Below are 19,960 nucleotides of genomic sequence, written 5' to 3'. Positions count from 1 at the left end.
GGTGGGCGGTCAGGACCCTGATGCGACAACGGGACGCTGATGGCCAGCGTCCCGTGTCGGTCCGGATCAGGACTTCTTGTCGTCCTTGACTTCGGTGAACTCGGCGTCGACCACGTCGTCCTGCGCCTTGCCGGCGTTGCCGGCGTCGGCACCCGGGGCACCGCCCTGGTCGGCCGAAGCAGCGGCGAACAGCGACTGGCCGGCTTCCTCCAGCACCTTCGACTTGGCTTCGATCTGTGCCTTGTCGTCACCCTTCATCGCGGTTTCCAGGTCGGCCAGGGCCGCCTCGACCTTGCCGATGACATCGCCGCCGACCTTGCTGCCGTGCTCGGTGATGGCACTGCGGGTGCCGTGGATCAGGGCATCGGCCTGGTTGCGGGCCTGCACCAGCTCCTGGAACTTCTTGTCTTCTTCGCGGTTGGCTTCCGCGTCGGCGACCATGCGTGCGATCTCTTCCTCGGACAGGCCCGAACCGGCCTTGATCTCGACCTTCTGTTCCTTGTTGGTCTTCTTGTCCTTTGCCGACACGTGCAGGATGCCGTTGGCGTCGATGTCGAAGGACACTTCCACCTGCGGCAGGCCACGCGGGGCCGGCTCGATGCCGGACAGGTCGAACTTGGCCAGCGACTTGTTGAAGCGGGCCTGCTCGCGCTCACCCTGCAGCACGTGCACGGTCACGGCCGACTGGTTGTCCTCGGCGGTGGAGAACACCTGCGAGGCCTTGGTCGGGATGGTGGTGTTCTTCTCGATGATCTTGGTGAACACGCCGCCCATGGTTTCGATACCCAGCGACAGCGGGGTCACGTCCAGCAGCAGCACGTCCTTGACGTCGCCGCCCAGCACGCCGCCCTGGATCGCAGCGCCCAGTGCCACGGCTTCGTCCGGGTTGACGTCCTTGCGCGGTTCCTTGCCGAAGAACTCGGTCACCGCCTGCTGCACCTTCGGCATGCGGGTCTGGCCACCGACCAGGATCACTTCGCTGATGTCGCTCGAACGCAGGCCGGCATCGTTCAGGGCGACGCGGCACGGCTCGATCGACTTCTTGATCAGGTCTTCCACCAGCGCTTCCAGCTTGGCGCGGGTCAGCTTGATGTTCAGGTGCTTCGGACCCGAGGCGTCAGCGGTGACGTACGGCAGGTTCACTTCGGTCTGCTGGGCGCTGGACAGCTCGATCTTGGCGCGCTCGGCAGCGTCCTTCAGGCGCTGCAGGGCCAGCGGATCCTTGCGCAGGTCGATGCCCTGATCCTTGTTGAATTCTTCAACCAGGTACTCGATGACGCGGTTGTCGAAGTCTTCGCCGCCCAGGAAGGTGTCGCCGTTGGTGGCCAGCACTTCGAACTGCTTCTCGCCGTCAACGTTGGCGATCTCGATCACCGAGACGTCGAAGGTGCCGCCGCCCAGGTCGTACACCACGATCTTGCGATCCTTGTTGTCGCCCTTGTCCAGGCCATACGCCAGCGCGGCCGCGGTCGGCTCGTTGATGATGCGCTTGACGTCCAGGCCGGCGATGCGGCCGGCGTCCTTGGTCGCCTGGCGCTGGCTGTCGTTGAAGTAGGCCGGCACGGTGATGACCGCTTCGGTGACCTTCTCACCGAGGAAGTCCTCGGCGGTCTTCTTCATCTTTTCCAGCACCTTGGCCGAGATTTCCTGCGGCGCCATCTTCTTGCCGTCGCTGGTGGCCACCCAGGCATCGCCGTTGTCATGGGCCAGGATGCTGTACGGGACGTGGGCGATGTCCTTCTGCACTTCGGCGTCGGTGAACTTGCGGCCGATCAGGCGCTTCACCGCGTAGAAGGTGTTCTTCGGGTTGGTGACGGCCTGGCGCTTGGCCGAGGCGCCCACCAGGACTTCGCCGTCCTTGGTGTAGGCGACGATCGACGGGGTGGTGCGATCGCCTTCCGAATTCTCGATGACGCGGGCCTTGCCGCCGTCCATGATCGCCACGCACGAGTTGGTGGTGCCGAGGTCGATACCAATGATCTTGCCCATGGGGGAGACTCCTGAGGATGCTTGTTGGGGTCAGTCCAGCCGTTCGGCCGGTGGATGAATACGATGTGGGGGAGGCTCGTGGAACATTCAAGCCATCTCCCGAACGCTGTGTTTCCGGTCGCCCGGCGCGTTCAGCGTCGGGCCGGGTGACGGGACATTCCCGCCTTCCGGCCCTGGAGGGGTCAGTCGGCGGCCACCACCACCAGCGCCGGCCGCAGCAGGCGCTCGTTGAGCAGGTAACCCTTCTGGAACACGGTCACCACGCTGCCCGGGGCGGCGTCTGGGGCCGGCACCTGGCTGATGGCCTGGTGGTGTTCCGGGTTGAACGGCTGGCCGATCGGGTCCAGCAGGACCAGGCCGTTGTCGGCGGCAACCTTCAGCAGCTGCTTGTAGGTCAGCTCCAGGCCCTCGCGCAGCGGATGCGGGTCATCGCCGGCCGCCTTCAAGCCGGCATCCAGGCTGTCGAACACCGGCAGCAGCTCGCCCAGCAGCTTCTCGTTGGCGAACTTGCGGGCCTGCTCGATGTCACGGGCAACGCGCTTGCGCTGGTTCTCGAGGTCGGCGCGCTCACGCAGCGCATCGGCCTTGATCTGCTCGACCTCGGCGCGCAGGCGCTCCACTTCGTCGTTGACGCCGGCGGCGGCGGCCGCATCGGCGGCAGTCTGCTGGGATTCGATATCTGGATGTTCGTGGTTCATGTCTGGGTCCCTGGCGGTCAGTCTCCGCCTCCACCCACCCTAGTGTGGGCGGGATGCTGCGTTTCAAGCGTCGGATGTTCCGGGAGTGCGCCCGGCTGGCGAAAACGCCGCGCCGAGTACATCGGCAGTGGCCTGGACCAGCGGGATCATCCGGTCGTAGGCCATCCGCTTGGGGCCGATCACGCCCAGCACGCCCAGCACCTGGCCATTGGCCGTGTAAGGGGCAGTGACCAGCGAGACGCCCTGCAGCGGCATCATCCCGGTCTCCTCACCGATGAAGATGCGCACCCCCGGGGCCTGGATGGTGCGCTCCAGCAGCTGCAGGATCTCGCGCTTGCTGGAGAACAGCTCGAACAGCTCGCGCAGCCGCTCCAGGTCGGACAGGTCCTGCACCCCCATCAGGCGGGTCTGCCCGGCCACCAGCATGTCATCGGCCGCCGGCTGCAGGGCCTGCTCGGCCAGCTCGATGCTGTGCGCCAGCAGCTGCTCCAGCTCCGAACGGGCATCACGCAGTTCCAGCAGCAGGCGGGTGCGGATCTCGGCCATCGGCAGGCCGGCGAAATGCGCGTTGAGGTAGTTGGCGACCTGTTCCAGCTGGCCCGGCGCGAACTCCTGGCGGGTCTCGATGACCCGGTTCTGCACCTCGTTGTCGGCGAACACCAGGATCGCCAGCACCCGGCGCCCGTCCAGCGCCACGAAATCGATCTGGCGGAACGCGAACTGCTCGCGCCGCGGGGCGCTGACCACGCCGACGAAGTGGCTCATCGCCGACAGCAGCTCCGAGGCGCTGCCAAGCAGGGCCTGGGTGCTGCCGCCGCTGGCCAGTTCCTGGCGCAGCCGGGCCAGCTCGCCTTCGCCCGGCGGCTGCATCTGCAGCAGGCTGTCGACGAACACCCGGTAGCCATGTGCGGTCGGGACGCGCCCGGCCGAGGTGTGCGGCGAGGCCAGCAGCCCCAGGTCTTCCAGGTCACCCAGGATGTTGCGGATGGTGGCCGGACTGACCTCCAGCCCGGCCACGCGCGCCAGCGTCTGCGAGCCGACCGGCTCACCGTCCTGGATGTAACGCGCGATCAGCGTGCGCAGCAGATGGCGCGCACGCGGGGCAAGCTGGTCGGGAGAACCGTGCATGGAATCAACCTGTGAGACACGGACACTAGATAATGGCGGCGGATCACCTTGGCAAGTCATTGGACCTCCCGCGCCCGCGTGCTAGCGTTGCGCGGCTGCTGACACCCCCTTACCCATGCTCAGACATCTTTCGATCAAGGATTTCGCCGTCGTCCGCGCCACCGAACTGGAGTTCGGGCCAGGCATGACCGTGGTTTCAGGCGAGACCGGCGCCGGCAAGTCACTGATGGTCGACGCGCTGGGCTTCCTGTCCGGCCTGCGCGCCGACAGCGGCGTGGTCCGCCACGGCGCCGCGCGCGCCGAGCTGTCGGCCGAGTTCGCGCTGGACCAGCTGCAGGCCGCGCGCCAGTGGCTGGCCGACAACGAGCTGGACGACGAGGAGCAGTGCCAGCTGCGCCGCGTGATCCGTGCCGATGGCGGCTCGCGGGCCTGGATCAACGGCCGCCCGGTGACCCTGGCCCAGCTGGCCGACCTGGCCTCGCTGCTGGTGGAGATCCACGGCCAGCACGAGCAGCAGGCCCTGCTGGCACGCCCATCACAGCTGGCCCTGCTGGATGCCTATGCCGGCAACGAGGACGAGCGCCGCCAGGTGCGCCGCGCCGCTGCGGCCTGGCAGGCCCTGGTCGATGAATCACTGGCGCTGTCGCAGCAGGGCGACGTCAGTGACCGGATCGGCTTCCTGGAGCACCAGCTGCGCGAACTGGACCGCGAGGATCTGGAACCCGAATCGATTGCCGCACTCGGTGCCAGCCACCGTCGCCAGGCCCACGCCAGCGCCCTGCTGAGTGCCTGCCAGGCGGCCAGCAACCAGCTCAACGGCGACGACGGCAGTTCCGCGCTGGACCTGCTGCAGCAGGTGCGCCACGAGCTGTCGCGCCTGATCGAGCACGACCCGCGCCTGGGCGAGGTGGACGGGCTGATCGAGAACGCCTCGATCCAGCTGCACGAAGCCCTGTCGCTGCTGGACCGCGTGCATGACGACCTCGACGCCGACCCGGAACAGTTCGAGGAGAACGAGCGTCGCCTCGGCCGCCTGCACGACCTGGCCCGCAAACACCGCGTGCCGATGGACGAACTGGGCGCGCAGCGCGAGCGCATGCACGCCGAAGTGGAACAGCTGCGTGGGGCTGACGAACGCCTGCAGCGCCTCGCCGGCGAGATCGACAAGGCCGCTGCGGCCTGGCGCGTGCAGGCCGGGCTGCTGACCGCCAGCCGCCGCGCCGCCGCTGCCGAGCTGTCGGCCACCACCACCGGCATCATCGCCGAGCTGGGCATGGGCGGCGGCCAGTTCCTGATCGAGCTGGAACCGCAGGACGCCGGCAAGCCCGACCCGCAGGGTGCCGAGCGCGTGGAATTCCTGGTGGCGGCCAATGCCGGGCAGCCACCGCGTGCCCTGCGCAAGGTGGCCTCGGGTGGCGAACTGTCGCGCATCTCGCTGGCCATCGAAGTGGCCGCGCTGGACCTGGATGCAGTGCCGACCATGGTGTTCGACGAAGTCGACTCCGGCATCGGTGGCGCGGTGGCGGACATCGTCGGCCAGAAGCTGCGCGCCCTTGGCGAGAAGCGCCAGGTGCTGTGCGTGACCCACCTGCCGCAGGTCGCCTCCAAGGGCCATGCCCATTACCGGGTCAGCAAGGCCCCGGTGGAAGGCATGACCCAGAGCGCAGTGGAAAAGCTGGACAGCAAGGCGCGCGAGGAAGAACTGGCGCGCATGCTCGGCGGCGTGGAAGTGAGCAAGGAAGCGCGCGCCGCCGCACGCAAGCTGCTGCAGGTGTAACGCCGGCCGAGCCGAGCATTGGCTCGGCTTCCGCACGGTAGTGCCGGCCGCTGGCCGGCACCCCGATGCGGGTGGATGAAGATCATGAGGTTGCCGGCCAGCGGCCGGCACTACCCCTGTGGCTGCGTCAGATCGACGTTCTCCACCAGGAAATCAAGAAACGCGCGCACCCGCAGCGGCAGGTAGCCGCCCTGCCCCAGGAACACCGCGTGCACCTCTTCCAGGTCACCGGGATTGGCGTCCTCCAGCACCGGCAGCAAGCGCCCGGCGGCAATGTCCTGCTGCACCTGGAATGCTGCCAGCCGCGCCATGCCCAGCCCACCCAGCACCAGCTGGCGCAGCGCATCGCCGTTGCTGGCGCGCGCGTTGCCACTGGGCAGCAGCATGCGTTCGCGCCCGTCCTGCAGCAACGGCCAGCCCTGCATCGCGCGCGCATGGCCGATATCCAGCCGGTTGTGCGACTGCAGCTCCTCGGCAGTGCGTGGCAGCCCGTGCCGCTGCGCGTAGGCCGGTGCAGCCACGATCATCATCCGCGTCGCACCCAGCCGCCGCGCCACCAGGCTGGAGCTCTTCAGTGGACCGGCCCGCACCGCCACGTCGGTGCGCTGCTCAAGCAGGTCGATCACCTCGTCATTGAGGGTCAGGTCCACGCCTACCTGCGGGTTGCGTTCGAGGAATGCCGGCAGCAGCGGCAGCAGGAAATGCTGGCCGAACGGCACGTTGGAGTTTACCCGCAGCCGTCCGCGCGGCTCGGCATGGGCACTGGCACAGCGCTCGGCCTCCTCCAGGTCGGCCAGCACGCGCAGGCCGCGCTCGTAGAACGCGCAGCCTTCCGGGGTCAGCTGCAGCTGGCGGGTGGAGCGTTGCAGCAGGCGCGTACCCAGCCGCTGCTCCAGCCGGGCCACCAGCTTGCTCACTGCTGACGGCGTCATGTCCAGGGTGCGTGCGGCGGCGGAGAAGCCACCGGTCTCGATCACCCGCACGAACACTTCCAGTTCGCCGGATCGGTTGATGTCGGGTCGCGCCATGGCGATGAATCCAGTTCACAGATGATTGTCCATACTCAGTCTAGTTCACAGATGACCCCGGAATCACCATGGCGTTCCCTCCCACCTGGATTGCCCGATGAACCGCTTGAGCCAGCTCACCGCCACCGCCCTGCTCGCCCTGTCCGGCGTCGCCAGTGCCGCATCCGCCCCGCACTGGGTCGCCAGCTGGCAGGCCAGCCCGCAACCGGTCTGGGACGCGGATTTCCTGTTCCCGACCCTGGTTCCGGCCACGCTGCAGGACCAGACCTTCCGCCAGACCGCGCGCATCAGCCTGGGCGGGTCCCGGCTGCGGGTGCGGCTGAGCAATGCCTACGGCACCCAGTCGCTGCGGATCGGGGCGGCCAGCGTGGCCGCGGGCGCGGGCGCCACCCCGCAACCGCTCAGCTTCGACGGCCAGCCCGGGGTGTTGATCGGTGCCGGTCAGGAACGGCTGAGCGATCCGCTGGCGGTGGCCACGGAAGACCACCAGGCGCTGCAGGTCAGCGTCTTCGTGCCGGGGCCGACGCCGGTGCAGGCGTTCCATTGGGACGGCCGCCAGACCAGCTGGATCGCCGGCGGCAATCAGGCCCGGGCGCGCGACCTGCAGGGTGCCAGTTCCACTACCGCACGCCTGTTCCTCACCGGGATCGAGGTCGAGGCCGCCGCCAGTGCGCGTAGCGTGGTGGTGATTGGCGACTCGATCACCGACGGCGCCACCGCCAGCCTCGACCAGGACCAGCGCTGGACCGACCATCTGGCCGCGCGTCTGGCACCGCGCGGCGTCGCGGTGGTCAACGCGGGCATTTCCGGCAATCGGCTGCTGAGCGACGGCATGGGAAAGTCCGCCCTGGCCCGCTTCCAGCGCGATGCACTGGATCAGCCCGGCGTCGCCAGCGTCATCGTGCTGATCGGCATCAACGACATCAGCTGGCCCGGTACTGCCTTCGCCCGCGCGCAGCCCCGGCCCAGCCTGCCCGAGCTGCAGGCCGGCTATCGTGCCCTGGCCGAACAGGCCCACCGGCGGGGTCTACGCATATTCGGCGCCACCCTGATGCCGTTCGCGGGCGCCCTGCCCTGCACGCCGCTGGACGACTACTACCACCCGGACAAGGAGGCCCTGCGCCAACAGCTCAATGCATGGCTGCGCAGCAACAGCCCGTTCGACGCGGTGATCGACCTGGACGCGGCGCTACGCGACCCGGCCGATCCGTCACGGATGGCCGCCGCCTACGACTCCGGCGACCACCTCCACCCGGGGGATGCCGGCAACCGGGCGATGGCCGAGGCGGTGGACCTGGAGATCCTGCTCGGTTGCAAGGGGTCAGAGCCCTTTGCTGGCGCAAAGGGATCCGACCCCGCAGAGCGCCCGGGGCCGGCCCCCTTTCCTGGAGGGAAAGGGCCCTGACCCCGGCAACGAAAAACCCCGGGCAAGCCCGGGGTTTCGTCGCTAGCGGCTGGCCGGAACGGCCTACTTGCGCTTCTTGCGCACGTAGAGCACCAGCGAGTGTTCTTCCAGCTCATAGCCGTGATCGGCCGCGATCTTGCGCTGCAGCTCCTCGATCTCATGGCTTTCGAATTCGATGATCTTGCCGCTGTCCACGTCGACCATATGGTCGTGGTGGCCACCACGGTCCAGCTCGTAAACGGCCTGGCCACCCTCGAAATTGTGCTTGAGCACGAGGCCGGCGGCCTCGAACTGGGTCAGCACCCGGTAGACCGTCGCCAGGCCGATCTCGTCGCCATGCTCGAGCAGCTGGCGGTAGATGTCCTCGGCGGTCATGTGGTGCTGGTGGTGCTGGGCATTGCGCTGTTCGAGCAGCGCAAGGATCCGCATCCGCGGATGGGTCACCTTCAGGCCGACTTTACGCAGGTCGTGGGTTTCCATAGGTCTCCGTTCATTGGCGATTTAGCGCCAGCTGCCTCGGATTGGGTCGCGGTGGCACGCCGGGAGTGTATCATCGGTTTGATTTCCCCAACCGCCAGTCCCGATGCGCAATCTCCTGTTGGTCGCCGCCGTCGCCCTGTCCACCACCGGGTGCGGCATCATCTACAAGCAACCCATCTATCAGGGCAACCTGATCCGGGAAGATGCCGTGGCCAAGCTCCAGGTCGGGCAGAGCAAGCAGCAGGTCACCGCGCTGCTGGGCACCCCGTCCATCCCCGACCCGTTCCACGCCCAGCGCTGGGACTACACCTCCAGCCAGCGCGTGAACCGCCTCGGCCGCACCGAAGTGAAGAACTTCGTGGTGTTCTTCGAGAATGACGCCGTGACCCGCTGGGAAGGCGACTACTTCCCGGGCAACGACAAGGCCCTGGCCCAGCAGACGGTGCGCCAGTTCGGCCGCAACCTGCCGAAGGACAAGAAGAAGAAGGGCCGCTGAGGCCTGCCCCTCCGCAGGGACGGGTTGCCGGGATCAACCGCCGAGCGCGCGACGCCGGCGGTTGTCCTTGGGGTCAGCCAGCAGCGGGCGCAGCAGCTCGATGCGGTCCCCGTCCAGCAGCGCCTGCTGTGGACGGGCCAGCACGCCATGCACCGCGGCGGCCGGACAGTCGGCACTACCTTCCAGCGCAGCGGCGGCGATGGCGTCGGCCACGGTCGCTCCCTCTTCCAGCTGCAGGTGGCGCGACAGCACGCGCTCCGGCCAGGCCAGCACCACCTCGACCTCGATCATCGCTCAGCCCTCGTCGGCGACGCGGACGAAATCATTGACCATGCGATCGGCCAGTCCCTGGAAGCCGATCGCCAGGGCCGGACCGAGCAGGCGCGAGCTGGGTTCGAACTCCAGGGTCAGGGTGACCTTGCACGCATCCTCGGCCAGCGCATGGAATTCCCAGCGGCCGTGCAGCTGCTTGAACGGGCCATCGCGCAGCTGCATGTCGATGCTGTGCGGGCGCTGCAGGGTGTTTTCAGTCTGGAACCAGGTACTGAACGACCCCAGGCCCAGGTCCAGGCGCGCCACCAGGCGGTCCTCGCCCTGCTCCAGGATCTGGGCAGCCGAGCACCAGCGGAAACGGCGCGGATAGGCCTGGACGTCGTTGACCAGGTCGAACATGCGCGCGGCCGAATGTTCGACCAGGGCGCTGCGGCGGATAGTAGGCATGAATACAGGACGTTTCGGCAATCGACCGGGCGGGCCCGAATCGGAGACAATACGGAAATGAGCAAGAACAGCGGCAAGGATAAAGCAAAGAGCGCGACGGCCAACAAAACCATCGCGTTGAACAAGCGTGCCCGCCACGAGTACCACATCGAAGAGCGCTTCGAGGCCGGCCTGGCCCTGCAGGGCTGGGAGGTGAAGTCGATCCGCGCTGGCCGCGGCAACATCATCGACGCCTACGCCTATGTGAAGCACGGCGAGATCTTCCTGATCGGCGCGCAGATCACCCCGTTGATCCAGGCCTCCACCCACGTGGTGGCCAATGACCGGCGCGAGCGCAAGCTGCTGCTGCACCGGAGCGAGATCGACAAGCTGGTCGGCAAGGTCGAGCGCGATGGCTACACGATCGTGCCCACTGCGATGTACTGGAGCAAGAACAAGATCAAGCTCGAAGTCGCGCTGGCCAAGGGCAAGCAGACCCACGACAAGCGCGATGCCGCCAAGGACCGCGACTGGGCGATCGAGAAGCAGCGTGTGATGCGTCGCGGCAACCGCGACGCATGACCGCCCCCATCGGCGCCATGGTGACTGCCAGCGCCGATGAAACGCGCACGTTGTGCGCGCGCCTGCTGGCCTTCAACCAGGCCCACGGCGGCGATTCACTCGATGAGACTCCAGTCCGCCTGGCCTGGCATGACGAGCGCGGCGCGCTGCGCGGTGGTGTGCTGGCCGACGTCTGTGCTGGCTGGCTGCAGGTACATGTGCTGTGGGTGGATCCGGAACTGCGCGGGCAAGGCATCGGCCAGCGCCTGCTGGCGGAAGCAGAAGCCGCCGCGCGCCAGCTTGGCGCCCGCAACGTGATGCTGGATACCTTCGACTGGCAGGCCGAAGCTTTCTACCTGCGGCAGGGCTACACCGTCTATGGGCGGCTGCCCGATTGCCCGCCCGGGCACGAGCGGATCTACCTGCGCAAGCCATTGTCAGGTTCCTGACCGCGGCCGCGGAAACCGCCGACCGGTCACCCTGCCAGCACGCCCTGCCCGCGCATGCGCGGTGCCAGCGCTGCGTGCATCACGGCCAGCTGCATCACCACTGCCAGTTCCGGCGCATGCCGGTCATCGCCGGCGCGCCACCGCTGCGCCAGCTGGGCCGCGTCGGCCGGCAGCAGGGCCAGCAGCTGGGCGTCATCCAGCGAATCGGCCGCGCCCTGGAGCTGCCGCGCCATCTGTCGCGCCTGCCATACATGCACGCCGATGCTGAGGCTGGCCAGCGACATCAGGACCACGGCCAGCCCGTGCTCGAACCATTGCGACAGCACTTCCGGCCCCCACAGCAGGGCCGCCAACACGGCCAGGCCCGGCAGGCGCCAGCCCAGCCAATGGATGCGACCGCGCTGCGACCAGTGCACAACCACCGCACTGGCCACCAATGCCGCGGCCGCAGTCGCCGGCAGCTCGGTCAGTGCGGTGGCCGCAAGCAACACCGCCAGCACCACCCAGACCCAGCCGGGCGGCAGGGCGCGCCGCTGGTAGTCGGCACCGACCGGCCCGATCAGCTGCCGCAGGCTGCGTTGTTGGCTTGCATCGGTCACCCACAGTCTCCGTGTCTGTCCTGGCCCGGATGGTCGCCGCCAGTGTGTCGCAAATTCGTGCCAGTGACGTTACCAATCCGCTATGCCGCTGGCTCTACAACATGTTGTGGATTGCCACGGTGACTGTTCAGCTGTTTTGGCGTAGCATTGGCAGCGTTGGGCAGGCACTGGCCGTGGCGACACGAAACAGGCCTTGTACCTTGCAGAACTTGAAGAAACCGGGGGTGCATTGGTTTCGACGGGGGTTGTGAAGTCGCCTGGCGCATGCCGAGGGGGTAGCTTTCCTCGTAAATCCAGCTGCAAAACTCTAGTTGCCAACGACGACAACTACGCTCTGGCCGCTTAAGGCCTAAGCCTCGAAACCGCTTGTGTCCATGCTCGCGGTGTAGAGTCACTATCATGGAATCGCGCTGGATGGCTGCCTGTCAGTCCGGCACTAGAACACAACAGGCTGGTTCCCGGATGCGCTTTGCGCACCGTGCTGTTCGGGGACGAGATCCAACGGTGAGCTAAGCATGTAGTGCTGGGGATGGAGTGCCTTCGGACGGCGGTTCAATTCCGCCCACCTCCACCATCTGTATGGCCTGTCGAGGCCGCAAGAAGCCGGATCTCCCGTCGAGGGGGTTCCGGCTTTTTTGTGCCTGCTCGTCGTGCGGGAAGCGTGGGGCATAATCGGGATGGAGCGTTCGCTCCATCGCTGCATTGCCCCGGCCTGCTGCCGCCAGAAGGATCTGCAATGAAAACCGCCACAACCACGCTCGTCCTGCTCCTCACCACCCTCGCCTCAGCCTCAGCCTCGCTCGCTGCGGCGCCGGCCATCGCGCCCCCCGGCACCGCCACGCTGGAAGCGCTGCTGGCCTGCAAGGCCGGCTCGAACTTCAGTGCGGCCGACGCCATCGATGCGCTGCAGGCCGCCGGCCTGGCCAAGAAACCGGGCGGCACCTTCGAGCCGGAGGACAAGCCGGTCGCGCTGTTTGGCGGCACGGTCACCAGTGCCGATGTAAACGTGGCCGAAGGCGAGAAGAGCCTCTTCGTGTACTTGAACGGCGTCGATTCCAAGCGCCTGGCCAAGGCCTGGTCGGTGACCGAGGTCAACGAGCATGCCAACACCGAAGAGCCGTCGTACGTGAAGCGCATCGACAAGCGCCACACCCTGCACGTGATCGCGGGCGACGACTACGAGGGCTATTCGGCTGCGGTGAAGTGCCAGATCAGCCGCTGATGGCGTAGCCGACGCTACAGCCAGCGCGGCACGCGATGACGGTATTGCGCGTACGCCTCGGGAAAGCGGGCCATCAGTGCCCGCTCCTCCGGCAGGATCTGCAGCCGGGTGATGTACACCAGGAACAGCGGCACCACCAGCAGCGCGATCAGGTTCTGCAGGTACACCATGGCGCCAAGCAGGACCAACGCCTGGCCCAGATACATCGGATTGCGCGTGCGGCGGTAGATTCCGCTGGTAACCAGCGCGCTCGACGCCGAAGGTCGCAGAGGATTGACGGTGGTACCGGCGCGCTGGAAAGACAGCTTGGGCAGCAGATTGAGCACGACACCCAGCGTCACCGTCACGCCTGCGAGCAGAACCGGCACCGGCACCCGAAGGTGGAAACCGGGCCACAGCCAGCGTGCTGCAAAGCCCGCAGCGGCGCACAGCAGCATCACCACGGGCGGGGGAATGCGGGTTTCCAGCCAGGCCATCGCGATCACCGTGTCCCTTCCATTCGCCGCAGTGTCACACGGGAATGGCTGAATCGCCCACGGCGGCCAGGCCCAAACCGACCGTTCGGTCTATTCCGCTTTGACAGGCCGGCCGCTAGAGTGACGCCACCGCGCAGGAGCATCGTATGGCTACCACGGGCATGGGCTTCATCGGCCGCACGACCCTCATCATCACCGTGCTGCTCACCCTGGGGGGCTGCGCGACGCTGCGCCAGTTCGGACCGTCGGTGCAGGTCGCCTCGGTCACGCCCGGCCAGTACATCGCGCTCAAGCGCGGTGACATCCTCACCTCCGGCAAGCTCAGCGCGGCGACCACCGAGACCCTGCGCGTGGCCGGGCTCGATGAGGGCGTCTGTGCCAAGCCCGGCCTGCCCTGCATCGAGGCCATGGAAAGCAGCATCGTGGTGCGCGAGGAAGACAAGCGCTCCAGCCTGGCCGAGTTGTGGCTGCAGCATGCGATGACCCTGCCGGCACCGAAGCGCGAGTACTCGGCATCCGGCCGCGCCAAGACCGCGATCACCGAACTGGATGCCGACTTCCAGCCGCGCCTCGATGCGTGGATGCAGGTCGCGCGCCAGGCCTATGCCTATCTGTTCTTCACCGAGCGCACCGCCAACCAGCGTGGTTTCGAGGACCGCCAGACCCAGGTGCGCGACTACTACAACCTGGCTGTGCAGGAAGCCTCGGTGCAGCTGTACAACGCGTACGCCACCGGGCGCGTGCACAGCCAGGCCAGCCATTTCCAGCTGGGCCGCTGGACCTTCGTGCTGGCCCCTTCGGGCGAAGCATCGCCGCTGGACACGCGCACCCCCACCGAGCTGGTACCGGCGGCCTCGCTGTCGTTCACCGGTACGCTGCGCAGCGTGCATCGCCGCGATGGCTTCGGTGCCGAGCTGGTGGCGGTGATGGACGATCCGGCTGGCAGCACGGCCACCCCGCCTTCGGCAGCGACGCCCGCCGCGCAGGCAAGCACCCCGGCCGCGCAGAGCTGGAGCGAGATGCCCTCGCCTTCGATGACGGTGCTGCTGCGCTTCTCGGGAAAGAACCTGTGGGAAGTGCTGCACGACGACGAGCCGGAACTGGAGATCCACGATCCCTACCAGGTCTCGGAAGTAACCCTGCACGGCCAGCAGGTGCCGTTGGCGGCCAACTTCACTGCGGGCTACGCACTGTGGCTGGCGCGCTCCAACTTCAGCCACCAGTCGCTGCGCTCGCTGTTTGGTGGCAAGGGCGGCATCGACGCGCCGCATCTGTACATGATGCAGCCCTACGACCCGAACCGCCGCGTGCTGTTGATGATCCATGGCCTGGCCAGCAGTCCCGAGGCCTGGGTGAACGTGGCCAACGAACTGATGCGCGACGACGAGATCCGCCAGGACTTCCAGGTCTGGCAGTTCTACTACCCGACCAACATGCCCATCGCGATGAGCCACGATGCGATACGCCACACGCTGGCCGAAGTGCTCAAGCACTTCGACCCCAGCGGCAAGGCGCAGGCCTCGCATGACATGGTGCTGGTCGGGCACAGCATGGGCGGGGTGATCGCGCGGTTGATGGTCTCTTCCTCCGGCGACCACCTGGTCGACACCCTGCTGGCCACCGCGCAGATGACGCCCGCCCAGCGCGAGCTGCTGCGCACCAAGGGCGCGCCGGTACTGACCTTCCTGCCGGAACCGGAAGTATCGCGGGTGGTGTTCATCGCCACACCGCATCGCGGCACCGACGTGGCCGGTACCCGCCTCGGCCGCTGGATCGGCCGCCTGGTACGGCTGCCGCTGACCGTGCTGGAGGACGTGGCGACGCTGGCCAACGACGGCCAGATCGATCGCAACGATGGCAAGCACGGCTACCAGATGAACAGCATCCAGAACCTGGACAAGGACGACCCGTTCGTCCGCGCCGTGGCCGACCTGCCGATGTCACCGAAGGTGCACTACCACTCGATCATCGCCCGCGCCAAGGCCGATGGCCCACTGGAAAAAACCGATGACGGGCTGGTGCCCTATTGGAGCTCGCACCTGCCACACGCCGTTTCGGAGAAGGTGATCGTGTCCGGTCACAGCGTGCAGGAAGCCACGCCGGCCATCGTCGAGCTGCGGCGGATCCTGCATGAGGACATGCAGGAACACGGGCGTACGGCAAAGTAAGCCGCCCGCCCCTGCAGATCAGGCACCGGCCGTATGGCGCGAGAACGTGCCGTGCAGCGCCGCGGGAATCGCGAAGCCTTCCATGCGCACCTCGGGCCGGTAGTCGGCGCTGGGGGTGAAACGGAATTCGCGCGCCAGCAGCGCACACAGCAGTACCAGTTGCGCGTTGCCCACCGCCGATCCCACGCACGAGCGCGTGGGGAAGCCATAAGGCACATAGATGCCGGCGGTGCGCTTGCGCCTTTCGGGCAGCCAGCGATCGGGATCGAACAGCAGCGGGTCATCCCAGTATTTCGCCGAGCGATGCTGGATGAACGAGCTCAGCTCGAACACCGTGCCCTCGGCGATGGCCTGCCCTTCCACCTGCAGATCGCAGGCGGCCACCCGACGGTTGTTGAAGGGTGTGGAATACAGCCGCATCACTTCCTTCAGGAAGCGCATCGTGCAGGGAATCCTGGCCATCGGCAGCGCATGGATCTCCGCATCCGAGAGCGGCGCGAATTCCTCCTCGATGCGCTGGCGCCAGTGTGGATGCATCTGCATCGCCAGCAGCAGGCAGGCGGCCATCATGCCGGGCACCCCGGAAATGGCGATCAGCTGCACGGTGACCAGGTAGGTGACCTTGTCCAGGCCGATGCGCTCGCGAAGGGTCAACAATGACTGCGCGTAGTCCAGCGGCGAACGTCCGCTGCGGACCCGGCGCCTGAGTTCGGCGGCGATCGCCCGCGATTCGCCACGACCGATGAGGAAGTTGCGCAGCAGATGACGCCGATGGATGACCTGCTCGACCTGGGTGGTGTAGCGCAGATGCAGGGCGCGTTCGATGGCCGCGGTACCGCGCGCGTCGAGCCCGTCGATCACCAGTGGCACCAGCGGATGCGCCATCACCTTCCACACGGCTGGCGTGGCATCCAGCTCGCGCCCGCACAGTGCGTCCAACGCCTGCCGCATGCGCGACTGCAGCGCCTCCAGGGTCTGCGCTCCGGTAAGCTCAGCACTGCGGGTCGCGATCAGGCTGCGCACTTCGGTCCAGCGCACGCGTTCGTGCCGGCGGAACAGGTCGGCCAGCGACTCGACCACGAACAGGTGCTCGGAATTCTCCTTGTCGACCTTGCCGGCCAGTTCTGGGCAGAACACCCCGATACCGCCGGTTTCCAGTTTCAGCACCGGTCCTTCGCGCTCCACGCGCGCAGCCAGGCGCTCGGCAGCAATGGCGCTGCCTTCATTCGACATCCCTTGCATGCAGTGCGTCTCCGGCAGGAAGGGACTCGAAAGACGAGTCCCTTCGTCTTGCTACCGCTCAATCGCGGGGTTGCCCCGCAGGATCAGAACTCGACCCAGAGCGGCCAGGTATTCCACACACTGCTCTTCTCGTTCGGATGGATATTCAGAGTGACGCGCAATGCTCGGGCGAATCTTTTCATTTTCATTCCTTTGCTTGCTGTGTGGTTATGCCGGGATTATCCCGGCACCGGCTAGATAACACGACATAATCCCGCTGTCCAACCGGGCCGGTGGCGCGATGCAGCATCCGGGTGGTGGTCCATTGAGGGGAATCCCTCATCGCGCCTGCGCACGCGGCCTCCTATGCTGGGCTCACTTTCCCCCAACGGAGGTCCGCATGAACACGCAAGAGCCCAGCCGCCAGCCCACCCCCGATCCGGCCGAGCGCGATGCCTTCTTCCCGTCGCCGTACTCGCTGTCGCAGTTCACCTCGCCCCAGAGCGACCTGTCCGGGGCCGACTATCCGGATGCACGCCGCGATGGCCGCTGGAAGGTGCTGATGATCGCCGCCGACGAGCGTTATCTGCCGACCGCCAATGGCCACCTGTTCTCCACCGGCAACCACCCGGTGGAAACCCTGCTGCCGATGTACCACCTGGACAAGGCCGGCTTCGACATCGACGTGGCGACGCTGTCCGGCAACGCCGTGAAGTTCGAGTGGTGGGCCTTCCCGCGCGAGGACCGCGAGATCGGTGCCCTGTACGAACGCTATGAGGCGCGCTTCCGCCAGCCGTTGCAGCTGGATGAGGTGGTGGCCGGCCTGGGAGCCGATTCGGACTATGCCGCCATCTTCATTCCCGGTGGCCACGGCGCACTGATCGGCCTGCCCGGGAGCGCGGCGGTGAAGGCCACGCTGCAGTGGGCCATGGCCGGGCAGCGCCACATCATCACGCTCTGCCATGGCCCGGCGGCGCTGCTGGCGGCGGGCGTCGACGAAGCCGACGGTGGCTCGCTGTTCCGTGGTTACCGCATCTGCGCCTTCCCCGACGCAATGGACCGGCAGACACCGGAGATCGGCTACATGCCGGGGCAGCTGCGTTGGTTCTTCGGTGAACGCCTGGCGCAGCAGGGCGTGCAGATCGTCAATGAGGGCATCGATGGCAGCGTGCTGCAGGATCGCCTGCTGCTGACCGGCGACAGTCCGCTGGCCGGCAACGCGTTGGGCAAGCTGGCCGCGCGTACGCTGCTCGATGCACTGGCGGGGCGCTGAGCTAATGCCTGCGCTGGTGCCCGCGCTGCTGGAACTGGAACAGGCGCGGTCACTGCCCGCGGTGGGCGGCGTGCTGCGCGCCGCCGCCTCACCCCTGGGCTACGATCGACTGCTGGTGTTTGCCACCGGGACCGGGCTGGAACGCGACGCGCAGCGCGTGTACTGGATCGAGGGTGACTGGTTCGGCGACGGCAGCGATACCGGACTTGCCCGCTACCTGCATGCCTGCCCGGTCAACCGCCATGTACTGGACGGCAATGCGCCGTTCTTCTGGAGCAAGCGCCAGGGCGTGCGCGGCGAACGCTATCAGGTGGTGAAGCAGCCGCGCGGCGATGGCCTGCATGGGTTGCAGGTGCCGGTGTTCGGCCCGACCGGCCTGGAGGGTGCGGTCAGTTTCGCCGGCACCTCGATTGATGCATCCGCCAGCGCGCGCCTGCTGCTGGAAATGGTCGGAACGTCAGCCTTCCGTGCGGCGCGCCAGTTCGCCGAGGCGCCCGCGGATGTTCGCGCAGGCGCGTTGAGCGCACGCGAACGCGAGGTGCTGCGCTGGGTCGCTGCTGGACGGCGCCAGGCGGAGATCGCGGCCACGCTGGGGCTGTCTGCACGCACGGTGGAGAACCACCTGCGGCGAGCGCGACAACGGCTCGGCGTGGCCACCACCGCGCAGGCGGTGCGCGCGGCAGGCCGCCGTGGCGAGATTGAAGACTGAGCCAGGCAGTACAGATGCTGTCAGGCGTGCCGCGGCGTCAGCGTACCGATGAAATCGACCGGAATGGCAAAGCCTTCCAGCTGCATCCACGGTGTGGGCTCATCCTGTACCGTAAACTCGAAATCGCGGGTCACCAATGCGCAGAACAGCAGCAGCTGCGCGTGGCCGACCGCACTGCCGATGCAGGCCCGCGAGGAAAATCCGAAGGGCACGTAGGCGCCCTTGTTGGCCTGGCGTCGCTCCGGCAACCAGCGATCAGGATCGAAGCTGTCCGGGTTCTGCCAGTACTCCGGCGAATGATGCTGGAAGTAGGACGACAACTCGTATGCCCCGCCCTTGCGGATGCACACGCCCTCGATGTCGATATCATGCGAGGCCGGACGATGCAGCGCGAACAGTCCCGGCCACAGCCGCAGGGTTTCCTTGACGAAACGCGACGTGCACGGCAGCGACTTGATCGGCAGCGCATACAACTGCTCCAGGCTCAGCGCCGAGGTTTCCTCGCGGATGCGCGCCTGCCAGTGCGGAAATCGATGCATCGCGTACAGCAGGCTGGCCGCCGTGATGCCCGGCAGGCCCGACATGCCGGCCAGCACCATCGACACCAGATAGGCCACGCGGTCCACCCCGACCCGCTGCACCAGCGGCAGCAGGGATTGCAGGAAGTCCTCGCGTGGCACGGTCTGGCGCGCACGACGCCGGATGTGCCGCGACACCGTGCGCGCCGCGCGGCGGGAAAGATGGAAGTCGATGATCCGCCGCCAGAACGAGAAGTTCTGCAGCACGATGGCGTTGTATCGGGTCTTCTGCTCACCGATGAGCGCATCGACGTCGGATCGACTGAGGCCGTCGATCAGCATCGGCAACAGCGACTGCGAGATCGTCCACCAGCTCAGTTCGCTGAGGTCATGCGGCCTGTCCGCGCGCTGGGCAAGGAAGCCGTGCATGCGCGTGTAGAGGTCGCGCATGTGGCCGGGACTGGCCAGCCGCCCGGCCTGCTCGCTCAGCAACGCCCGCACCTCGCGCCACGCAACAGGGTCCCTGCCACTGCGCAGCCCGAGAAAATCAATCAGTGAATCCGGTACGGTGTGCTGGTCGGTGTTGGCCTTGTCGATCCTGACCGCCAGGGCCGGATCAAAGATGCCGACGACATCATTGTTGAAGCGCAGTACCGGCCCTTCGCGACGCACGCGTTCGAGCAGGTCGTCGATGGAAACCACTTCCGCATCCGCTGCACGCTCATCCATGCCCTGCCTCCAATGCCAGGGAAGATCATCGACCCTCCCTGGCGATGTCATCGTATACGTGGAGTCCTTCCGGTCAGAAGATATTCCAGTAGCGATACTTGGAACGGATGCACTGCGTGGAATTGTCCGAACGCAGGTTCAGCGACACCTGCAGGGCGCGAATCAATCGTGTCATGGCACAGCTCCTTGTGGTTCCGTTGATGGTTGCTGCGGTGCCGGGTTCAGTGGCCGGCAGCGCCGTTCTAGCACGCAGGCCCGCGCGGGCGGGTCAATGCGCTGTCAAAGGCCCTGCTGAATACGCCGCGGCGACCGGCGGATACCGCCAGCGCGCGCAC

Annotated in this window: 20 protein-coding genes and 1 other RNA gene; 10 read left to right on the top strand and 11 right to left on the bottom strand. The window is 67.0% G+C overall.

Annotation, left to right across the window (positions count from 1 at the left end):
• Positions 1-66: 66 nt before the first annotated feature.
• From dnaK to hrcA, 3 genes are all read right to left on the bottom strand, one after another.
• Positions 67-1,989, bottom strand: a complete 1,923-nt coding sequence (dnaK, locus tag AC5P56_RS12185; RefSeq protein WP_032959111.1) for a molecular chaperone DnaK — start codon at positions 1,987-1,989, stop codon at positions 67-69.
• Positions 1,990-2,171: 182 nt separating this feature from the next.
• Positions 2,172-2,687 carry a nucleotide exchange factor GrpE gene (gene grpE, locus AC5P56_RS12180; RefSeq protein WP_014646812.1) on the bottom strand — a complete coding sequence of 172 codons (516 nt, stop codon included), beginning with the start codon at positions 2,685-2,687 and terminating at the stop codon, positions 2,172-2,174.
• A gap of 63 nt (positions 2,688-2,750) precedes the next feature.
• The gene (gene hrcA, locus AC5P56_RS12175) at positions 2,751-3,815 is read right to left on the bottom strand and encodes a heat-inducible transcriptional repressor HrcA (protein ID WP_053495149.1); all 1,065 of its coding nucleotides are present in this window, start codon (positions 3,813-3,815) and stop codon (positions 2,751-2,753) included.
• 115 nt (positions 3,816-3,930) lie between these two features.
• On the opposite strand from hrcA, the gene recN reads away from it, so the two are divergent.
• The gene (gene recN / locus AC5P56_RS12170) at positions 3,931-5,592 is read left to right on the top strand and encodes a DNA repair protein RecN (protein WP_111206254.1); all 1,662 of its coding nucleotides are present in this window, start codon (positions 3,931-3,933) and stop codon (positions 5,590-5,592) included.
• Positions 5,593-5,702: 110 nt separating this feature from the next.
• On the opposite strand, the gene AC5P56_RS12165 is transcribed toward recN, so the two are convergent.
• Positions 5,703-6,620 (bottom strand): LysR family transcriptional regulator, encoded by a 918-nt coding sequence (locus AC5P56_RS12165; RefSeq protein WP_032959114.1) that lies wholly within the window; start codon positions 6,618-6,620, stop codon positions 5,703-5,705.
• 97 nt (positions 6,621-6,717) lie between these two features.
• Here AC5P56_RS12165 and AC5P56_RS12160 point away from each other — a divergent pair, with 97 nt between their 5' ends.
• The gene (locus AC5P56_RS12160; RefSeq protein ID WP_495231679.1) at positions 6,718-8,025 is read left to right on the top strand and encodes an SGNH/GDSL hydrolase family protein; all 1,308 of its coding nucleotides are present in this window, start codon (positions 6,718-6,720) and stop codon (positions 8,023-8,025) included.
• Between the two features lie 63 nt (positions 8,026-8,088).
• Here AC5P56_RS12160 and fur read toward each other — a convergent pair whose 3' ends face one another.
• Positions 8,089-8,505 carry a ferric iron uptake transcriptional regulator gene (fur, locus tag AC5P56_RS12155; protein ID WP_014646807.1) on the bottom strand — a complete coding sequence of 139 codons (417 nt, stop codon included), beginning with the start codon at positions 8,503-8,505 and terminating at the stop codon, positions 8,089-8,091.
• A 103-nt stretch (positions 8,506-8,608) separates the two neighbouring features.
• Here fur and AC5P56_RS12150 point away from each other — a divergent pair, with 103 nt between their 5' ends.
• Complete coding sequence (locus AC5P56_RS12150) at positions 8,609-9,001, top strand: outer membrane protein assembly factor BamE (RefSeq protein ID WP_014036847.1); 393 nt, start codon at positions 8,609-8,611, stop codon at positions 8,999-9,001.
• Positions 9,002-9,034: 33 nt separating this feature from the next.
• On the opposite strand, the gene AC5P56_RS12145 is transcribed toward AC5P56_RS12150, so the two are convergent.
• Entirely contained in the window at positions 9,035-9,292 is a 258-nt protein-coding gene (locus AC5P56_RS12145; RefSeq protein WP_014646806.1) for an RnfH family protein, read from the bottom strand.
• Between the two features lie 3 nt (positions 9,293-9,295).
• Positions 9,296-9,721 carry a type II toxin-antitoxin system RatA family toxin gene (locus tag AC5P56_RS12140; protein ID WP_032959119.1) on the bottom strand — a complete coding sequence of 142 codons (426 nt, stop codon included), beginning with the start codon at positions 9,719-9,721 and terminating at the stop codon, positions 9,296-9,298.
• Positions 9,722-9,778: 57 nt separating this feature from the next.
• Here AC5P56_RS12140 and smpB point away from each other — a divergent pair, with 57 nt between their 5' ends.
• Positions 9,779-10,282: an SsrA-binding protein SmpB gene (gene smpB, locus AC5P56_RS12135; protein WP_005409231.1), complete on the top strand. Its 504-nt coding sequence runs from the start codon at positions 9,779-9,781 to the stop codon at positions 10,280-10,282.
• A complete protein-coding gene (locus AC5P56_RS12130; RefSeq protein ID WP_495231678.1) occupies positions 10,279-10,710 on the top strand; it encodes a GNAT family N-acetyltransferase in 432 nt (143 codons plus the stop codon). Before smpB ends, AC5P56_RS12130 begins: the two co-directional genes overlap by 4 nt.
• Before the next feature lie 26 nt (positions 10,711-10,736).
• Here AC5P56_RS12130 and AC5P56_RS12125 read toward each other — a convergent pair whose 3' ends face one another.
• Complete coding sequence (locus tag AC5P56_RS12125) at positions 10,737-11,309, bottom strand: hypothetical protein (RefSeq protein WP_180835871.1); 573 nt, start codon at positions 11,307-11,309, stop codon at positions 10,737-10,739.
• 220 nt (positions 11,310-11,529) lie between these two features.
• Between AC5P56_RS12125 and ssrA the strand changes: the two genes are divergently transcribed.
• Both ssrA and AC5P56_RS12115 read left to right on the top strand, forming a co-directional pair.
• Positions 11,530-11,883: a transfer-messenger RNA gene (gene ssrA / locus AC5P56_RS12120) on the top strand.
• A gap of 162 nt (positions 11,884-12,045) precedes the next feature.
• On the top strand, positions 12,046-12,531 hold the full coding sequence (locus AC5P56_RS12115; RefSeq protein WP_069117187.1) for a hypothetical protein: 486 nt from the start codon (positions 12,046-12,048) through the stop codon (positions 12,529-12,531).
• A gap of 14 nt (positions 12,532-12,545) precedes the next feature.
• On the opposite strand, the gene AC5P56_RS12110 is transcribed toward AC5P56_RS12115, so the two are convergent.
• Positions 12,546-13,007: a methyltransferase family protein gene (locus tag AC5P56_RS12110; protein ID WP_049420521.1), complete on the bottom strand. Its 462-nt coding sequence runs from the start codon at positions 13,005-13,007 to the stop codon at positions 12,546-12,548.
• Between the two features lie 146 nt (positions 13,008-13,153).
• On the opposite strand from AC5P56_RS12110, the gene AC5P56_RS12105 reads away from it, so the two are divergent.
• A complete protein-coding gene (locus AC5P56_RS12105) occupies positions 13,154-15,175 on the top strand; it encodes an esterase/lipase family protein (RefSeq protein WP_346601466.1) in 2,022 nt (673 codons plus the stop codon).
• An 18-nt stretch (positions 15,176-15,193) separates the two neighbouring features.
• On the opposite strand, the gene AC5P56_RS12100 is transcribed toward AC5P56_RS12105, so the two are convergent.
• Complete coding sequence (locus AC5P56_RS12100) at positions 15,194-16,417, bottom strand: cytochrome P450 (protein ID WP_495231677.1); 1,224 nt, start codon at positions 16,415-16,417, stop codon at positions 15,194-15,196.
• A gap of 379 nt (positions 16,418-16,796) precedes the next feature.
• On the opposite strand from AC5P56_RS12100, the gene hchA reads away from it, so the two are divergent.
• Positions 16,797-17,669 carry a glyoxalase III HchA gene (gene hchA, locus AC5P56_RS12095; protein WP_495231676.1) on the top strand — a complete coding sequence of 291 codons (873 nt, stop codon included), beginning with the start codon at positions 16,797-16,799 and terminating at the stop codon, positions 17,667-17,669.
• Positions 17,670-17,673: 4 nt separating this feature from the next.
• A complete protein-coding gene (locus tag AC5P56_RS12090) occupies positions 17,674-18,378 on the top strand; it encodes a PA1136 family autoinducer-binding transcriptional regulator (RefSeq protein WP_134967005.1) in 705 nt (234 codons plus the stop codon).
• A gap of 20 nt (positions 18,379-18,398) precedes the next feature.
• Here AC5P56_RS12090 and AC5P56_RS12085 read toward each other — a convergent pair whose 3' ends face one another.
• Complete coding sequence (locus AC5P56_RS12085) at positions 18,399-19,625, bottom strand: cytochrome P450 (protein WP_495231675.1); 1,227 nt, start codon at positions 19,623-19,625, stop codon at positions 18,399-18,401.
• Positions 19,626-19,960: the final 335 nt, after the last annotated feature.

The organism is Stenotrophomonas sp. YJH_SMC_131 (assembly GCF_059367975.1).
This window is presented reverse-complemented; position numbering and strand designations above follow the sequence as displayed.